The organism is Hydrogenophaga sp. (assembly GCF_048549895.1).
Classification (GTDB): Bacteria; Pseudomonadota; Gammaproteobacteria; order Burkholderiales; family Burkholderiaceae_C; genus Hydrogenophaga.
On record NZ_JBLYYB010000078.1, the window covers coordinates 93,204 to 110,341 of the forward strand.

Consider the following 17,138-nt stretch of genomic DNA (forward strand, 5'->3'; position numbering starts at 1 on the left):
ACCTCAAGGCAGTTTCACAGCGCCGCCGTTGGCGCTGACGGCAAGCAACAACTGGGCAACAACCGACGCCGCGATCACCGCCGGCACCTTGCTTTGAATACCGGGCAAGCCGATCGGGCTGGTCACGCGGGCGAGTTCTGCGGCGGTGAAGCCTCGCTCGCTCAGGCGGTGGCAAAAAGTGGCCCACTTGGTGCGGCTGCCGATCAGTCCGATGAAGGCCAGGTCGTTGCGCTCGCGCTGGCGCAGCAGGCAGGCCGCCGCCACGTCCAGGTCTTCGGCGTGCGAGAAACTCATGATCAGCACACACGCCCCCGCTGGCACATCGCGCACAGCGGCGTGCACCGGGTCTGAGTGTTCGGTGGTTACCTGCGCGGGCAGGTTGGGTGGGAACACGCCGTCGCGGCTGTCGATCCAGCGCACGTCAAACGGCAGCGGCTCCAGGGCCTGCACGATGGCCCTTCCCACGTGGCCGCCGCCAAACAAGGCCAGTGGCGTGTGCACAGGTCGCAAACGCTCGCGCAGGTGCTCCATGTGAGAGACGTCCACCGGCTCGAAACGCAGCACCAGCGAGCCACCGCAACACTGGCCCAGGCTCGGCCCGAGCGCAACGCTCTCCCGCCAGGCCGGCGGGGCGGTGTCGGCCCAATTCGCCAACGCCTGGCGCGCCTGTTGTGTGGCTTTCCACTCCAGATGGCCGCCGCCGATCGTGCCTGTTTCGCCGCATGTCGCGTCGGGAAACACCGCCATCCACGCACCGCCTTCGCGAGGAACGGAGCCCCGTGTTTGCTCAACGGTGACGAGCACGGCACGCGAGCGGCTCAGATGCAGCAGAAAGGTTTCAAGCTCGCGGGGCATGTGTGGCGCCGATGTCGAAGAATGTGTGTGGAGACGTAAGTGAGGGCGTGCAAGGTCAGTATCGACCTTACTGTGCGAAACGCCACAGTCGATTCACAATACACGCCATTCACCCGGCCATATGCGCTCACAGGGCCAGACCGGGGTCCGAACAGTTCCAACAGGCTTGCCCCCATGAGAGACATTGAATCTGCGCCGCAGTCAGCTTCCCGCCCCGGTTCTCCGGCTTCTTCCAACCGCTCGGCCCGCAGCCCCTGGGCCTGGGTTGGTTCGTTGACGGCCGCCCTGCTCGCCTCGTGCGCCTCGCCACCCCCACCGCCCCCGGCAGCGCCGCCACCCCCGCCGGTGGCGGTCGTACCACCGCCCGTCCTGCAGTTGCCCCCGCCCGAGTTCGTCTCGAACGCGGTCTCTCCCCTGGACTACCGCAAGGACGGCGCGCGGCACATCTACGAGCGAAACAGCCACCGCATCTACAAAGGCCAGTTGCCGCCGCTGATGCACGCGGTGGGCGTGCTGCAGGTGGAAGTGGACAACCGGGGTCAGGTGCGCAACGTGAGCTGGATGCGCGCACCGAGCCACGTGCCCGACGTGATGCGCGAGATCGAACGCACCGTCAGGGCCGCCGCCCCCTTCCCGGCGCCGGTGCGCATGGGCAGCGTGACCTACACCGACGTCTGGCTGTGGGACAAGAGCGGTAACTTCCAGCTCGACACGCTGACTGAAGGGCAACGAAGCAAATGAAAGAAACCCGCCGAAAGGCGGGTTTCTTTCATTTGGGGAGCTTCAACTCCCCCTGTAAGTCGAATAACTCCACGGGCTCACCAGCAGCGGCACGTGGTAGTGCTGGTCGGTGTGCGCCACGCCAAAGTCGAGCGACACCCGGTTGAGAAAGTTGGGCTCCGGCAGCGCCACACCCCTGGCCGCGAAATAGCCCTTCACATCGAACACCAGGCGGTAAGTGCCCGCCTTCAGGCTCGCGTTGTCGATCAGCGGTCCATCGGGATTGCGGCCGTCCTGGTTCAACACAAAGCGTTTGACCAGCGTCGCCTGGTCGCCCTGCGTGGTGTGCAGCTCCACCTGCATGCCCGCAGCGGGACAGCCGTGCATGGTGTCCAGAACGTGTGTACTCAAGCCCATGGGGGTCGCTCCTGTGGTGAACGGTCTACGGAAAGTGTATACACTTTTCCGCGTTTCTGGCTATGATGAATCCATGGAAATCTCCAGCACCCTGCAGATCGTGGAGTCGCTCACGCGGGCCATCGTCGAGCATCGCCTGCGCCCCGGTACCAAGCTGGCCGAGCAGAAACTGGCTGACCATTTCGGCGTTTCCCGCACGCTGGTTCGCCAGGCCTTGTTCCAACTCTCGCAAAACCGGCTGATCCGTCTGGAGCCTGCGCGGGGAGCCTTTGTGGCGGCACCCTCGGTGCAGGAGGCGCAACAGGTGTTCGCCGTGCGACGCATGCTGGAGGCGGAGATGACGCGAAGCTTCGTGCAGACAGTCACCCCCGCCCGGATCAAGGCGCTGCGCGAACACGTGGCACAAGAGAAGCAGGCCGTGAACAACGAAGACGTGGCCGGGCGCACCGAGCTGCTGGGCGACTTTCACGTGCGCATGGCCGAACTCATGGGCAATCAGGTGCTGGCCGAGCTGCTGCGCGACCTCATCTCGCGCTGCGCGCTCATCACGCTGATGTACCAGACCAACCAGGCCGCCGCGCACTCGCACGACGAACACGCCGACATCGTGAAAGCCCTGGCCGCGCGCGACGAAGCGCTGGCTGTGCGGCTGATGAACGAGCATCTGCTGCACGTGGAAGAAGCCCTCACCTTCGACCGCAAGTTGCCCATCAACGACATCTCGATCGCGCTCTCATGACCTACGACGCCACCCTGCCCTACCCGCGCGACCTGGCTGGATACGGCCGCACCACGCCCCACGCCCGCTGGCCCAACGGAGCACGCATCGCCGTGCAGTTCGTGCTGAACTATGAAGAGGGCGGCGAGAACAGCGTGCTGCACGGCGACGACGCATCCGAACAATTCCTCTCCGAGATGTTCAACCCGGCGGCCTATCCCGCGCGGCACATCAGCATGGAAGGCATCTACGAATACGGCTCACGCGCGGGCGTGTGGCGCATCCTGCGCGAGTTCGAACAGCGCGGTCTGCCGCTCACGGTGTTCGGCGTGGCCACCGCACTGCAGCGCTGCCCCGACGTGACGGCCGCGCTGAAAGAACTCGGCCACGAGTTCGCCTGCCACGGCCTCAAATGGATTCACTACCAGCACGTGGACGAGGCCACCGAGCGCGCCCACATGGCACAGGCCATGCAGATCATCGAAGACCTCACCGGCAGCCGCCCGCTGGGTTGGTACACCGGGCGCGACAGCCCCAACACGCGCCGCCTCGTGGCCGACTTCGGCGGCTTCGAGTACGACAGCGACTACTACGGCGACGACCTGCCGTTCTGGATGAAGGTGCGCAAGACCGACGGCAGCGACACCCACCAACTCATCGTGCCCTACACGCTGGACTGCAACGACATGCGCTTTGCATTGCCGCAAGGCTTCTCGCACGCCGACCCGTTTTTCCAGTACCTCAAGGACAGTTTCGACGCGCTCTACAAAGAAGGCGACCCGGCCGGCCTGGACCGCCCGAAGATGATGAGCATCGGCATGCACTGCCGCCTGCTCGGCAAGCCCGGGCGCATTGCCGCGCTGCAGCGTTTTCTGGACCACATCGCACAGCACGACCACGTGTGGGTCGCGCGGCGCATCGACATCGCCCGCCACTGGCGCCAGCACCACCCAGCACCGGACTGAGCCATGACCACCACCCTGCCACAACTCAACAGCGCCACGCCCGCCGAGGCGCTGCGCCTGCTCGACGGCCTGTACGAACACTCGCCGTGGATCGCCGAGCAAGCGCTCGCACAGCGGCCCTTTGTGTCGCTCGCCGCGCTCAAACACGCCATGGTGACCGTGCTGGCCCAGGCCGGCGTGGACGCACAACTCGCGCTGATCCGCGCCCACCCCGAACTCGCGGGCAAGGCCATGGAGAGCCGGTCGCTCACCGCCGAGTCCACCAACGAACAGCAGAAAGCCGGGCTCACGAACTGCACGCCCGAAGAACTGGCTCACATTCAGCAGCTCAACGCGCAGTACCTGGCGAAGTTCGGTTTTCCGTTCATCCTCGCGGTGCGCGGGCCGCGTGGCACGGGTCTGGCCAAGCGAGAAATCATTGCGACTTTTGAACGCCGCCTGGGCCACCCGGTGGACTTCGAGCGCGCCGAGTGCCTGCGCCACATCCACCGCATCGCCGAGATCCGTCTCAACGACAAGTTTGGCTTCACACCCACTGTGGGCAACGAGGTGTGGGACTGGCACGAGGACCTGGCGCGCCACAGCGACCCCGGGTTCGCCGAGCGCGGTGAACTCACCGTGACCTACCTGACCGATGCGCACCGGGCGTGTGCGGCGGATCTGGTGGCGGGCATGAAGGCATGTGGGTTTGATGAAGTGCACATCGACGCGGTAGGGAATGTCGTGGGCCTGTACCGCGCTGGCCCTCACCCCAACCCTCTCCCAGAGGGAGAAGGGGCCAAGACACTGCTCACCGGGAGCCACTTCGACACCGTGCGCAACGGCGGCAAATACGACGGGCGCCTGGGCATCTTCGTGCCCATGGCCTGTGTGAAACAACTCCACACGGCCAGCAAGCGCCTGCCGTTCGCCATCGAGGTGGTGGGCTTTGCCGAAGAGGAAGGCCAGCGCTACAAAGCCACCTTCCTGGGCTCGGGCGCGCTCACCGGTCACTTCAACCCCGCCTGGCTCGACCAGCGGGACGCCGACGGTGTGACCATGCGCCAGGCCATGCAGCGCGCCGGGCTGCCGGCCACGCTGGAGGCCATCGGCGCGCTGAAACGCGACCCGTTGAAGTACCTCGGCTTTGTCGAGGTGCACATCGAACAAGGCCCCGTGCTCAATGAACTGGACCTGCCGCTGGGTGTGGTCACCTCCATCAACGCCAGCGTGCGTCACCAGTGCGAGGCCATCGGCATGGCCAGCCACGCCGGTACCACGCCCATGAACCGCCGGCGCGACGCGGCCAGCGCGGTGGCCGAACTCGCGCTCTTCATGGAACAGCGTGCACTGGCCGACGGCGATTCGGTCGCCACCATCGGCATGCTGCAGGTGCCGGGTGGTTCCATCAACGTGGTGCCCGGGCGCTGCCGCTTCTCGCTGGATCTGCGCGCGCCCAGCAACGCACAGCGCGACGCGCTGGAGCGCGACATCCTCGCGCGGCTGCGTGCCATCGGCGAGCGGCGCGGCATCACCTTCACCACCGAAGAGGTCATGCGCGCCTGCGCAGCCCCCAGCGCACCCGCCTGGCAAGCGCGCTGGGAAAACGCGGTGGTCGCCCAGGGCCTGCCGCTGCACCGCATGCCCAGCGGCGCCGGCCACGACGCCATGAAGCTGCACGAGGTGATGCCCCAAGCCATGCTGTTCGTGCGCGGTCTCAACAGCGGCATCAGCCACAACCCGCTCGAATCCACCACCAGCGACGACATCGAACTGTGCGTGTGCGCCTTCTCGCACCTGCTTGAGCAGCTCTCCACCGAACATCGCTGAAACACCACCGCGCCGGTGAGCCCTTCGACAGGCTCAGGGCGAACGGATACCACCCGCCACCAACAACCTCCTCCGTTCGGGCTGAGCTTGTCGAAGCCCTCACCAACCATGACCCTTCATACCCAACTCGACGCCTGGATCGACGCCCACTTCGACGAGGAAGTGCGCTTCCTGCAGGAACTCGTGCGCGTGCCCACCGACACGCCACCCGGCAACAACGCGCCGCACGCCGAGCGCACCGCCGAGCTGCTCGCCGCCATGGGCCTGAACGTCGAGAAACATGCCGTGCCCGCCGGCGAAGTGCAAGCCGCCGGCCTGCAGAGCATCACCAACCTGATCCTGCGCCGCGCCTATGCACCGGGCAAGACCATCGCGCTCAATGCCCATGGTGACGTGGTCCCACCCGGCGAAGGCTGGACGCACGACCCCTACGGCGGCGAGATCGCCGACGGCAGGATCTACGGCCGCGCCACGGCCGTGAGCAAGGGCGACATCGCCAGCTTCACCTTCGCCATTCGCGCGCTCGAATCGCTGGGCGCGAAGCTGGCCGGTGGTGTGGAACTGCACGTGACCTACGACGAGGAATACGGCGGCGAGGTGGGCCCCGACTGGCTGCTCAAGAAAGGCCTGACCAGGCCCGACCTGATGATCGCCGCCGGCTTTAGCTACCAGGTGGTGGTGGCGCACAACGGCTGCCTGCAGCTCGAGGTGACGGTGCACGGCGACATGGCGCACGCCGCCATTCCCGACAGCGGCACCGACGCGCTGCAGGGCGCCACGCACATCCTCAACGCGCTCTATGCGCTCAACGCCGACTACCTGTTGGTCACCTCCGGCGTCGAAGGCATCACCCACCCCTATCTGAACGTGGGCCAGATCAACGGCGGCACCAACACCAACGTGATCCCCGGCAAGGTCGTGCTCAAGATCGACCGCCGCATGATCCCCGAAGAAGACCCCGCCGAGGTGGAGGCGGCGTTGCGCCACACCATCGCGCAGGCCGCGGCCAGCTTTTCGCCACCGCGCGGCGGCAAAAAGCTCCAGGTGGACGTGCGCCGCATCCTGCTCGCACGCGCCATGAAGCCCCTGCCCGGCAACCAGCTGCTGGTGAAGGCGATCCAGAAGCACGGCCTGGAGGTGTTTGGCGAAGCCATTCCCGCCGTGGGCACACCGCTCTACACCGACGTTCGCCTCTACGCAGAGCGCGGCATCCCCGGCGTGATCTATGGCGCCGGCCCGCGCACCGTGCGCGAGTCCAACGCCAAACGCGCCGACGAGCACCTGGTGCTGGAAGACCTGCGTCGCGCCACCAAGGTGATCGCGCGCACACTGCTCGATCTGCTCAAATCCGACTGATACCCCCTGTTGCCCGGCCCCTCGCCAGAGGCACAATGAAACCCACAACAACAGCCACAGGAGACCAGCATGACACCCGCCGAACAAGCCCTGCGCGACGCCGCGTTTGAGTACCACCGCCTGCCGCGCCGAGGCAAGATCTCCGTCAATCCCATCAAACCCCTGTCCAACCAGCGCGATCTGTCGCTGGCCTACTCGCCCGGCGTGGCTTATCCGTGTCTGGCCATCGAAGCCGAACCCAGGCTCGCGGCCGAGTACACCAGCCGGGGCAACCTGGTCGGCGTGGTCACCAACGGCACCGCCGTGCTCGGCCTGGGCGACATCGGCCCACTGGCCGCCAAACCGGTGATGGAAGGCAAGGGCTGCCTGTTCAAGAAGTTCGCCGGCATCGATGTGTTCGACATCGAGCTCGATGAAAAGGACCCGGACAAACTGGTCGAGATCATTGCCGCGCTCGAGCCCACACTGGGCGGCATCAACCTCGAAGACATCAAGGCGCCCGAGTGCTTCTACATCGAGAAAAAGCTGCGCGAGCGCATGGGCATCCCCGTGTTCCACGACGACCAGCACGGCACCGCCATCATCTCGGCCGCCGCCCTGCTCAACGGCCTGGAGCTGGTGGGCAAGGACATCGGTTCGGTCAAGCTCGCCGTGAGTGGCGCGGGTGCCGCCGCCATCGCCTGCCTGGACGTGATGGTCGGCCTCGGCGTGTCGCGCGACAACATCTTCGTCTGCGACTCCAAGGGCGTGATCTTCGAGGGCCGCCCCGGCGGCTATGACGAATCGAAGGCGCGCTTCGCGCAGAAGACCGGGAAGCGCACGCTGGCCGATGCGGTCGACGGTGCCGACGTGTTCCTCGGCTGCTCGGCCCCGGGCGTGCTCACCGCCGAGATGATGAAGACCATGGGCCCCAAGCCCATCGTGCTCGCGCTGGCCAACCCCGAGCCAGAAATCCGCCCCGAACTGGCCAAGGCCGTGCGGCCCGACTGCATCATCGCCACCGGCCGCAGCGACTACCCCAACCAGGTCAACAACGTCCTGTGTTTCCCCTACATCTTCCGTGGCGCGCTCGACTGCGGCGCGACCAAGATCACCGAAGAAATGAAGCTGGCCTGCGTGCGCCAGATCGCCGATCTGGTCAAGAGCGAAACCAGCGAAGAGGTGGCCAACGCCTACGCCGGGCAAGACCTCAGCTTCGGCCCCGACTACATCATTCCCAAACCGTTTGACTCGCGCCTGATCCTGCGCATCGCGCCCGCCGTGGCACAAGCCGCGGCCGACTCCGGTGTGGCCACGCGGCCCATCCAGGACATGGAGGCCTACCGGCAGGAGCTCAGCCGCTTCGTCTACCAGACCGGCATCCTGATGCAGCCGATCTTTCACGCAGCCAAGGCCCAACAGCCCGACCGCAAGCGCGTGGCCTACGCCGACGGCGAAGACGAGCGTGCGCTGCGCGCTGCGCAAATGGCGATCGACGACCAGCTCGCCGTGCCGATCCTGATCGGGCGCCCGGCCGTCATTGAGGCGCGCATTGCCAAGGCCGGTCTGCGCATGAAGCTCGGGCAGGACGTGCAGAACGTGAACCCCGAAGACGACCCGCGTTTTCGCCAGTACTGGGAGCACTACCACCAGCTCATGGGGCGCGAGGGCGCAACACCCGAAGTGGCCAAGGCCGCCGTGCGCCGCTCCAACACCATCATCGGCTCGCTCATGGTCTCGCTGGGTGATGCGGATGCGCTGATCTGCGGCCTGGTGGGCGGCTACATGACGCACCTGGAGCGCATCGACCACGTGCTCGGCCGCCGCCCAGGCGCGGGACTCTACGCCTCGGTGAACGCGCTCATGACCGATCGGGGTCCGATCTTCATTGCCGACACATACGTCAACGAGCTGCCCAGCGCCGAAGAACTGGCCGAGATCGCCTGGATGGCGGCGCAGGAAGTGCAGCGCTTCGGCCTTCCGCCCAAGATCGCGTTTCTCTCGCATTCAAGCTACGGCTCCAGCAAGCGCGCATCTGCCCGCAAGATGGCGCAGGCGCGTGACCTGTTCGTGGCCGCCCACCCCGAGATCGAATGCGACGGGGAGCTGCACGGCGACGCTGCGCTGCAGCCCGAAATCCGTGCCGCCTACCTGACGGAGACCACACTCAAGGGATCGGCCAACCTGCTGATCTGCCCCAACCTGGACGCAGCCAACATCCTCTACAACGTGATGAAGACCACCGCCAGCGGCGGCGTCACGGTGGGGCCCATCCTCATGGGTGCGGCGGGCACGGTGCACATCCTCACGCCGGCGGCCACGGTGCGGCGCGTGCTCAACATGACGGCACTGGCTGCGGCCACAGGTGCGCCGAGGAGTTGAGCTCACCCCTCCCCTAAACTCAAGGCATGCCCTGGCACGCCCAACTCGACCTCCACTACCGCCGCGACGACCAGCGCACCGTGCTGCAGCACACCCACACCGGCCCGCTGCGCATCCTCAAGAGCCTCTACCCCGAGGGCCACGGCATCTGCCACAACGTCATCGTCCACCCGCCCGGCGGGCTGGTGGGTGGCGATGTGCTGGAAATCAACGTGCACGCGGCAGCGCATGCGCACGGTCTGCTGGCCACCCCCGGGGCCACGCGCTTCTACAGGTCCGACGGCCCCGCCACGGAACAGTGTGTCTCGCTCGTACTGGACGAAGGCGCCCGACTCGAATGGCTGCCACTGGAAGCCATCGCCTACCCCGGCTGCCTGGCCCGCAACACGCTGCGCGCCACGCTGGCCGAAGGCGCCGAGATGATCGGCTGGGACGTGTGCGCACTCGGCCTGCCCACCGCTGGTCAACCCTTTGACCGGGGCAGCCTCACCCAGCACCTGGAGATACCGGGACTGTGGCTGGAGCGCTCACACATCGACGCCACCGATGCGCGCCTGCTGGAGTCGCCCCTGGGCCTGGGGGGGCACAAATGCATGGGCACGCTCTGGCTGGCCACCGGCACGCCGCTCACGCGCGAACGCCGCGAACAGCTGCTGGAGGCCGTGCGCGCACTGCTGGGCAACGGACGCGGCGTGCAGGTTGGCGCCACCTGCCCCAACCCACGCATGCTGGTGGTGCGCGCCGTGACCCCGCTGGTGGAGCCCCTCATGGCGCTGTTCCAGCAGGTCTGGGCCACCTTGCGCACACAAGCCTGGGGTCTGAACAACACGCCGCCGCGCATCTGGAGCGTCTGAGCAGTCCCGAATTGGGCTGAAAAACCCCCGCTGATCGGTGCACCACAGCGCAGGCACTGTGCACACAATGGAACAGCCATTGATGGGCGAGCAAGACGCCCGCCCTGAACCAACCATGCCCATTGCTGCCAACCACCTGCAGGACGCCCACGCACTCGTGATCGAAGGCAACCTGCAGTCGCGCTCGATCCTGGTCTCGCAGTTGCGCGAACTCGGGGTGGGCACGGTCTCGCAGTGCTCGCGGCTGGTGGAGGCCCGGCGCAAGCTGGAGGTCAACCGCTACGACGTGGTGATCTGCGAACAACACTTCGACCGCGATTCGATGTCCGGCCAGGACCTGTTGGACGACCTGCGGCGCAACCAGCTGCTGCCCTTCTACACCGTGTTCATCATGGTCACGGCCGAGGCGTCTTACGCCAAGGTGGCCGAAGCTGCGGAGTCCGCGCTCGACGCCTACCTGCTCAAACCCCACACCGGTGCCCGCCTGTTCGACCGCATCATGATGGCGCGCCAGCGCAAGAAGGCGCTGGAAGACATCTTCACCGCCATCGACGCCGAGCAGTTCGACCACGCCGCCGCCCTGTGCCTGGAGCGCTTTGAAAACCGGAGCACGTACTGGCTCTACGCCGCGCGCATCGGTGCCGAACTGCTGTTGCGCAACGGCAAGGTGGGCGAGGCACAAAAACTCTACGAGGCGGTGATCGCCGCCAAGACACTGCCCTGGGCGCGCCTGGGTGTGGCGCGCGCACAGCTCGAAGGCGGGCAGCAAGCCAAGGCCGTGACCACGCTGGAGAGCCTGATCCAGGACGACAACACCTACGCCGATGCCTACGACGTGATGGGCCGCGCGCAGTTCGAGCTGGGCAATTTCCAGAGCGCGCTGAGCACTTACCAGATGGCCACCAAGCTCACGCCGTCGTCCATCAGCCGGCTGCTCAAGCACGGCATGCTGGCCTACTACACCGGCGAAAAAAGCGAAGGCGTGGAGCTGCTCGACCGCGCCACGCGCCTGGGGCTGGACTCCAAGATGTTCGACCCGCAAGCCTTGCTGCTGCTGGCCTTTGCACGGCTGGACAACAGCGACCTGCGCGGCCTGGCCCGCACCGTGGACCAGCTCACCCGCCTGCGCGACCGCAGCCACGCCCCCGCCCGACCCCACCGCCTGCTGGCCATTGCCGAGAGCCTGCTCGCGCTGCAACAGCAACACACCGCGCGTGCGCTCGACGATGTGCGCCGCATGGCCAACGATGCACGCAACCCCGAGTTCGATTTCGAGACCGCCTGCAACCTGCTCGCCCTCATGTGCCGCTTGCAGATGCGCTCGATCTCGCTCAACGAATCCGAGGCTGCGGTGGAGACACTGGCCCTGCGCTTTTGCACCAGCAAGGCCATGAGCGAGCTGATGGCCTGCGCCGCCTCGGGCGCCCAGACCTTTGCCGACCGCGTGCGCGGCGCACACAGCCAGATCCTGAAGATGACCGAACAGGCCATGACGCTGAGCATCAAGGGCGACCCGCAAGGCACGGTGATGAAGCTGCTCGAAGACGGCGAACGCACGCTCAACGCCAAGCTGATCGAGTCGGCCCACCAAGTGCTGCAGCGCTACACCGTGCGCATTGCCGACCATGCCGCGCTGAACGAGCGCACCAACGCGCTGCGCGATCGCTACCGCACCACTGCGCAGCATTCCCGCCTGGGCGAACACACCGGCGCGTTGGCCTCGCCGGGCGGCATGTCACTGCCCGCCGGCTACAAGCCCCAGAGCGCTGGTGGCCTGCTCGGCAGCGCCGCCTGATTTCGGCCGACCGGGTCAGACCCAGCCACACGATCTCCTGCGTTGGTGCCTTGGCGGCCGCCGCCAGGCGTCCATCCCGCCAGGCGCCGAGGGACCGGCCCGTAAACTCGTGCCATGCAACTCAACATCACCGTCTATTCCAAGTCCGCCTGCCCGCAATGCGAGTCGGCCAAGATGCTGCTCAGGTCCCGCTCGCTCGGGTTTGAAGAGGTCAAGATCGATGACGAGACCGAGCGTCTCGCGTTCTATGAAAGGTGCGGCCCGTCGGTTCGGCAGGTGCCGCAGATCTTCATCAACGACCAGCGTGTGGGTGGTCTGTCGGGTTTGCAGGCGGCGCTGGCTCAGCTGGGCAAGTAACCCGCACGCTCAGATGGCCACGAGCTGGCGCACGCCCTTGGCCTGCATCTCGCTGCCGGGGCCGCTGGCGATCACCTCGCCACGCTCCATGACCACATACTGGTCGGCCAGGGCTTCGGCGAAGTCGTAGTACTGCTCCACCAGCACGATGGCCATGTTGCCCCGGTCGGCCAACATGCGGATGACGCGGCCGATGTCCTTGATGATGTTGGGCTGGATTCCTTCGGTGGGCTCGTCCAATATCAACAACTTCGGCCCGGCGGCCAGCGCGCGCGCAATCGCCAGCTGCTGCTGCTGCCCACCCGACAAGTCACCGCCGCGCCGGCCCAGCATCTGCTTGAGCACCGGGAACAGCTCGAACAGCTCGGGCGGAATGGGCGTGCCGCCCTTCTTGTAGGCCAGGCCCATGAGCAGGTTTTCCTGCACGGTGAGGCGGCCGAAGATCTCGCGCCCCTGCGGCACGAAGCCCATGCCCATGCGGGCACGCTCATAGGGCGTGGCGCCGGCAATGGGCACGCCGTCGAGCGTGATGCTGCCGCTCTTGATGGGCACCAGGCCCATGAGCGATTTGAGCAGCGTGGTCTTGCCCACGCCGTTGCGGCCCAGCACCACGGTCACTTGTCCCAGCTCGGCTGTGAGGTTGGCGTTGCGCAGGATGTGGCTGCCGCCGTAGTACTCGTTGATGTCTTTGACTTCGAGCAGGCTCATTTTTTTCTCTCTGAAGTGGTGTGCTTTCTTTCGTGGCTAGCCGGGTCTCGGCCCGGCGGCCGACTCACTTTTCTTTGCAACGCCCAAAAGAAAGTAAGCAAAGAAAAGGCGAGCCGAACTCGCTGGCCCTTCGGGCACGCTGCGTTGCTCGCCAGCGAATGACGGCAGGGGGAGCCCTCACCCCAACCCTCTCCCAGAGGGAGAGGGGGCAAGACATGCGCGCCGGAGGGGTAGTCCGATCCCGATTCCGCTTGTTGCCGTGTGGCCGGGCTGAGCAGCGCAGGGGCGCTCGGATCAGGGGCGCGCACTGTTTGAGCGCAGCGAGTTTGCGCGCACCCCGAGCGAACCGAGCAGCGCAAGGAAGCCCGCAGGGCCCCGGACTTCGGCTCGCCTTTCTTTTGGGTACTTTTCTTTGGCGAAGCAAAGAAAAGTGCCTCGGCCGCCGGGCCGAGACCCGGCTCGCCACGCAAGCAAAAACAAACCGAAGAAGCGAGATCAGCGCCCAAGGTAAACCTCGATCACCCGCTCATCCGCCTGAACTTCGTCAAGAGTCCCCTCGGCCAACACAGCCCCGTCACACAACACCGTGACCTTCTCCGAAATCGTGCGGATGAAGCTCATGTCGTGCTCCACCACCATCAGCGAATGTTTGCCCTTGAGTGTCAGGAACAACTGCGCGGTGCGCTCGGTTTCCTCGTCGGTCATGCCGGCCACGGGTTCGTCGAGCAGCAGCAGTTTCGGGTCCTGCATCAGCAGCATGCCGATCTCCAGCCACTGCTTTTGCCCGTGACTCAGGTTGCCGGCCAGACGCGCCGCACTGTCGGCAAGGTGGATGGTCTGCAGCACCTCGCCCAGGCGGTCTTTCTCCTGCCCGGTGAGGCGGAACACCATGGAGCGGCGCACGCCCTTGTCGGTGGCCAGCGCCAGTTCGAGGTTTTCAAACACGGTGAGGTGTTCGAACACCGTGGGCTTCTGGAACTTGCGGCCGATGCCCATGGCCGCAATCTCGGCTTCGCGGTAGCGCAGCAGGTCGATGGTGCTGCCGAAGAACACATGGCCGGAATCGGGCCGGGTCTTGCCGGTGATGATGTCCATCATCGTGGTCTTGCCCGCGCCGTTGGGGCCGATGATGCAGCGCAGTTCGCCGGGTGCAATGTCCAGGCTGAGGTTGTTGATGGCCTTGAAGCCGTCGAAGCTGACGTTCACGCCATCGAGGTACAGGATGCGGCCGTGGGTGGTGTCCACCTGGCCGGGGGTGACGAGCCGCGAGAAGCCTGCCGCGCGGCCACCCGATTCGGTGTTGCCGCTCGCGCCCGTGGTTGCAATTTTCTGCAGGCGCTGCGCGCCCTCTTCCATCAGGTCGGGCGTCATGCCTGGCCCCCTTTCTGTGCACGCAGTTTTTTCACCAGGCCCACCACACCTTGCGGCATGAAGAGCGTGACCACGATGAACAGCACGCCCAGGAAATACAGCCAGTACTCGGGAAAGCTCACGGTGAGCCAGCTCTTGGCGCCGTTGACGATGAAGGCGCCGACGATGGGGCCGATGAGCGTGGCGCGCCCGCCCACCGCGGCCCAGATCGCGATCTCGATGCTGTTGGCGGTGCTCATTTCGCCGGGGTTGATGATGCCGACCTGCGGCACATAGAGCGCGCCGGCAATGCCGCACATCACGGCCGAAATGGTCCAGATGGTGAGCTTGTAGGGCAGCGGGTTGTAGCCGCAGAACATGACACGGCTCTCGGCGTCGCGCACGGCTTGCAGCACCCGGCCGAACTTGCTGTTGACCAGCCAGCGCGCCCACAAAAAGAAGCCCAGCAACGTGAGGCCGGTGATGATGAACAGCGTCATGCGCATGCTGGGTGTGGCCAGCGGAATGCCGAGGATGCGTTTGAAATCGGTGAAGCCGTTGTTGCCGCCGAAGCCGGTCTCGTTGCGAAAGAACAGCAGCAAGGCTGCAAACGTGAGGGCCTGCGTGATGATGGAGAAATACACGCCCTTGATGCGCGAGCGGAAGGCGAAGTAGCCGAACACAAACGCCACCACACCGGGCACCAGCACGATCAGCAGCAGCGTGGCAATGAAGCTGTCACTCAGCGCCCAGTGCCAGGGCAGTTCCTTCCAGTCGAGGAACACCATGAAGTCGGGCAGTTCACTTTTGTAGTTGCCGTCCAGCCCGATCTGGCGCATGAGGTACATGCCCATCACATACCCCCCGAGCGCGAAGAACAGCCCGTGACCCAGGCTCAGGATGCCGGTGTAGCCCCAGATCAGGTCCATGGCCAGCGCGCAGATGGCATAACACATGATTTTGCCGAGCAGGCCGACCATGTAGTCGCTCAGGTGGAAGGCGCTGCCTTCGGGCACGAAGAGGTTGAGCAGCGGGGCCACGGCGCAGACCACCAGCAAGGCGACGACGAAGGCGCTCCAGCCGGTGCGGGTGAGCAGCGGGCCGGGCGAGGGCAAGACGGTCTCCGTTTGGGTGCTCATGCCGCCTCCCTGCCTTTCATGGCAAAGATGCCTTGGGGTCTCTTCTGGATGAACACGATGATGAAGACCAGCACCGCGATCTTGGCCAGCACGGCGCCGGCCCAGCCTTCAATGAACTTGTTGAGCAGCCCCAGGCCAAGTGCGGCGTACACCGTGCCGGCGATCTGGCCCACACCGCCGAGCACCACCACCATGAACGAGTCCACGATGTAGCTCTGGCCGAGGTCGGGGCCGACGTTGCCGATCTGGCTGAGCGCGCAACCGGCCAGGCCGGCAATGCCCGAGCCGAGTGCAAACGCATAGGTGTCGATGCGCGCGGTGTTCACGCCCATGCACGACGCAATAGGCCGGTTTTGTGTGACCCCGCGCACAAACAAGCCGAGGCGCGTTTTGGTGATCATGAGCGTCACACCCACCAGCACCGCCACCGCAAAGCCGATGATGATGATGCGGTTCCACGGCAGGTTGAGGTTGCCCAGCAAGGTGACGCCACCGCTCATCCAGCTCGGGTTTTCCACGCCCACGTTTTGCGCGCCGAAGAGGCTGCGCACGGCCTGCATGAGCACCAGGCTGATGCCCCAGGTGGCCAGCAGCGTCTCCAGCGGGCGGCCGTAGAGAAACCGGATCACCGTGCGCTCCATCGCCGCGCCCACCAGGGCAGACGCGGTGAACGCGATCGGCAGGGCCGCGAGCAGGTACCAGTCGAAATACTCGGGCAGCGACTGGCGAAAGAACACCTGCACCAGCCAGGTGGCGTAGGCGCCGATCATGATGAGTTCACCGTGGGCCATGTTGATCACGCCCATGAGCCCGTAGGTGATGGCCAGGCCCAAGGCGGCCAGCAGCAAGATGCTGCCCAGGCTGATGCCGGTGAAGGCCTGCGCCAGCGTGTTGCCCAGGGCCAGCATGCGGTCGATGCCCTTGAGCGAATCGGCCAGCGCGGCTTTCACACCGGCGTCGGTCTCCTTTTCCATCTGCTGCAGCAGCAGCGGTCGCACGATGGGTTGTTTGGCCTCGCCCAGTTTTTGTGCAGCGGCCAGGCGCTGCGCCGGGTCCTCGCTTGCGAGCAACACGGCCGCTTGCGCCAGCTCCAGACTCTGGCGCGCCTGCGCATCCAGGTTGCCCGCCAGCGCCTTGTCGATCAGCGCAAGCTGGCTGATGTCGGGTTCTTCAAACGCGCTGCGCTGCAGGGTGCGCGCGGCTTCGCGCTGGCGCTCGGGCGGTGCGCCCACCAGTTCCATGCCGGCCAGCGCACTCTCCATGGCGCTGCGCAGGCGGTTGTTGATCATCACGTCGCCGGCGTCGTCGGGCAGTGGCAGCTTCTCGCCGGTCACGGCGTCCACGGCGCCGTCGTCCACCACGATGAACACGCGTTCGCCTTGCACACGCACGGCTTCTTCAGACATCGCCTTGATCAGCGCCGAGGCTTTCTCGTCGGGTGCAGCGGCGAGCTTGTTCAGGGTGTCGATGCGCACATCGGTGTCGCCGTCCACCAAGGCCAGGGCGTCGGCGGGTGTGAGGGCGTGGGCGATGCTTGCGCATGCCAAGGCCAAAACCAGCAAACAACGAAGAGCGAGAAAACGGCCCATCAAGACACTTTCCAATGTTTCCAACTGGCCGCAGCAGCCCGGCCACCGTGCGGGCTCCCAGCTACCCTGACCGTTCGCCCTGAGCCTGTCGAAGGGCTCACCCACACCTGGGCACGGCTTCGACAGGCTCAGCCCGAACGGGCTT

15 protein-coding genes are annotated in these 17,138 nt (G+C 65.8%); 9 read left to right on the top strand and 6 right to left on the bottom strand.

Going from position 1 to position 17,138, the window contains the following annotated elements; translation table 11 throughout:
• Positions 1-3: 3 nt before the first annotated feature.
• On the bottom strand, positions 4-855 hold the full coding sequence (gene xdhC, locus ACN4F8_RS08500) for a xanthine dehydrogenase accessory protein XdhC (protein ID WP_419473166.1): 852 nt from the start codon (positions 853-855) through the stop codon (positions 4-6).
• Positions 856-1,029: 174 nt separating this feature from the next.
• Between xdhC and ACN4F8_RS08505 the strand changes: the two genes are divergently transcribed.
• Positions 1,030-1,596 carry an energy transducer TonB gene (locus ACN4F8_RS08505; RefSeq protein WP_419473167.1) on the top strand — a complete coding sequence of 189 codons (567 nt, stop codon included), beginning with the start codon at positions 1,030-1,032 and terminating at the stop codon, positions 1,594-1,596.
• A gap of 42 nt (positions 1,597-1,638) precedes the next feature.
• Here the strand turns inward: ACN4F8_RS08505 and uraH are convergent, their stop codons facing one another.
• Positions 1,639-1,992, bottom strand: a complete 354-nt coding sequence (gene uraH, locus ACN4F8_RS08510) for a hydroxyisourate hydrolase (RefSeq protein WP_419473168.1) — start codon at positions 1,990-1,992, stop codon at positions 1,639-1,641.
• Between the two features lie 73 nt (positions 1,993-2,065).
• Here uraH and ACN4F8_RS08515 point away from each other — a divergent pair, with 73 nt between their 5' ends.
• From ACN4F8_RS08515 to ACN4F8_RS08550, 8 genes are all read left to right on the top strand, one after another.
• The gene (locus tag ACN4F8_RS08515) at positions 2,066-2,731 is read left to right on the top strand and encodes a GntR family transcriptional regulator (RefSeq protein ID WP_419473169.1); all 666 of its coding nucleotides are present in this window, start codon (positions 2,066-2,068) and stop codon (positions 2,729-2,731) included.
• Positions 2,728-3,675, top strand: a complete 948-nt coding sequence (gene puuE / locus ACN4F8_RS08520; RefSeq protein WP_419473170.1) for an allantoinase PuuE — start codon at positions 2,728-2,730, stop codon at positions 3,673-3,675. The genes ACN4F8_RS08515 and puuE overlap by 4 nt, the downstream gene beginning before the upstream one ends.
• Positions 3,676-3,678: 3 nt before the next feature.
• Positions 3,679-5,484 carry a 2-oxo-4-hydroxy-4-carboxy-5-ureidoimidazoline decarboxylase gene (uraD, locus tag ACN4F8_RS08525; RefSeq protein ID WP_419473171.1) on the top strand — a complete coding sequence of 602 codons (1,806 nt, stop codon included), beginning with the start codon at positions 3,679-3,681 and terminating at the stop codon, positions 5,482-5,484.
• A 108-nt stretch (positions 5,485-5,592) separates the two neighbouring features.
• Positions 5,593-6,840: a M20/M25/M40 family metallo-hydrolase gene (locus ACN4F8_RS08530; protein WP_419473172.1), complete on the top strand. Its 1,248-nt coding sequence runs from the start codon at positions 5,593-5,595 to the stop codon at positions 6,838-6,840.
• Positions 6,841-6,909: 69 nt separating this feature from the next.
• A complete protein-coding gene (locus ACN4F8_RS08535) occupies positions 6,910-9,201 on the top strand; it encodes an NADP-dependent malic enzyme (RefSeq protein ID WP_419473173.1) in 2,292 nt (763 codons plus the stop codon).
• Positions 9,202-9,227: 26 nt separating this feature from the next.
• Entirely contained in the window at positions 9,228-10,055 is an 828-nt protein-coding gene (locus ACN4F8_RS08540) for an urease accessory protein UreD (protein ID WP_419473174.1), read from the top strand.
• Between the two features lie 115 nt (positions 10,056-10,170).
• Positions 10,171-11,850 carry a response regulator gene (locus tag ACN4F8_RS08545; RefSeq protein WP_419473175.1) on the top strand — a complete coding sequence of 560 codons (1,680 nt, stop codon included), beginning with the start codon at positions 10,171-10,173 and terminating at the stop codon, positions 11,848-11,850.
• Between the two features lie 114 nt (positions 11,851-11,964).
• Positions 11,965-12,207 (top strand): glutaredoxin family protein, encoded by a 243-nt coding sequence (locus tag ACN4F8_RS08550; RefSeq protein WP_419473176.1) that lies wholly within the window; start codon positions 11,965-11,967, stop codon positions 12,205-12,207.
• Positions 12,208-12,216: 9 nt separating this feature from the next.
• On the opposite strand, the gene urtE is transcribed toward ACN4F8_RS08550, so the two are convergent.
• From urtE to urtB, 4 genes are all read right to left on the bottom strand, one after another.
• Entirely contained in the window at positions 12,217-12,909 is a 693-nt protein-coding gene (urtE, locus tag ACN4F8_RS08555; protein WP_419473220.1) for an urea ABC transporter ATP-binding subunit UrtE, read from the bottom strand.
• Positions 12,910-13,410: 501 nt separating this feature from the next.
• Positions 13,411-14,286, bottom strand: a complete 876-nt coding sequence (urtD, locus tag ACN4F8_RS08560; protein WP_419473177.1) for an urea ABC transporter ATP-binding protein UrtD — start codon at positions 14,284-14,286, stop codon at positions 13,411-13,413.
• Positions 14,283-15,404 (bottom strand): urea ABC transporter permease subunit UrtC, encoded by a 1,122-nt coding sequence (gene urtC / locus ACN4F8_RS08565; protein ID WP_419473178.1) that lies wholly within the window; start codon positions 15,402-15,404, stop codon positions 14,283-14,285. The genes urtD and urtC overlap by 4 nt, the downstream gene beginning before the upstream one ends.
• A complete protein-coding gene (urtB, locus tag ACN4F8_RS08570) occupies positions 15,401-16,993 on the bottom strand; it encodes an urea ABC transporter permease subunit UrtB (RefSeq protein ID WP_419473179.1) in 1,593 nt (530 codons plus the stop codon). Before urtB ends, urtC begins: the two co-directional genes overlap by 4 nt.
• Positions 16,994-17,138 lie beyond the last annotated feature (145 nt).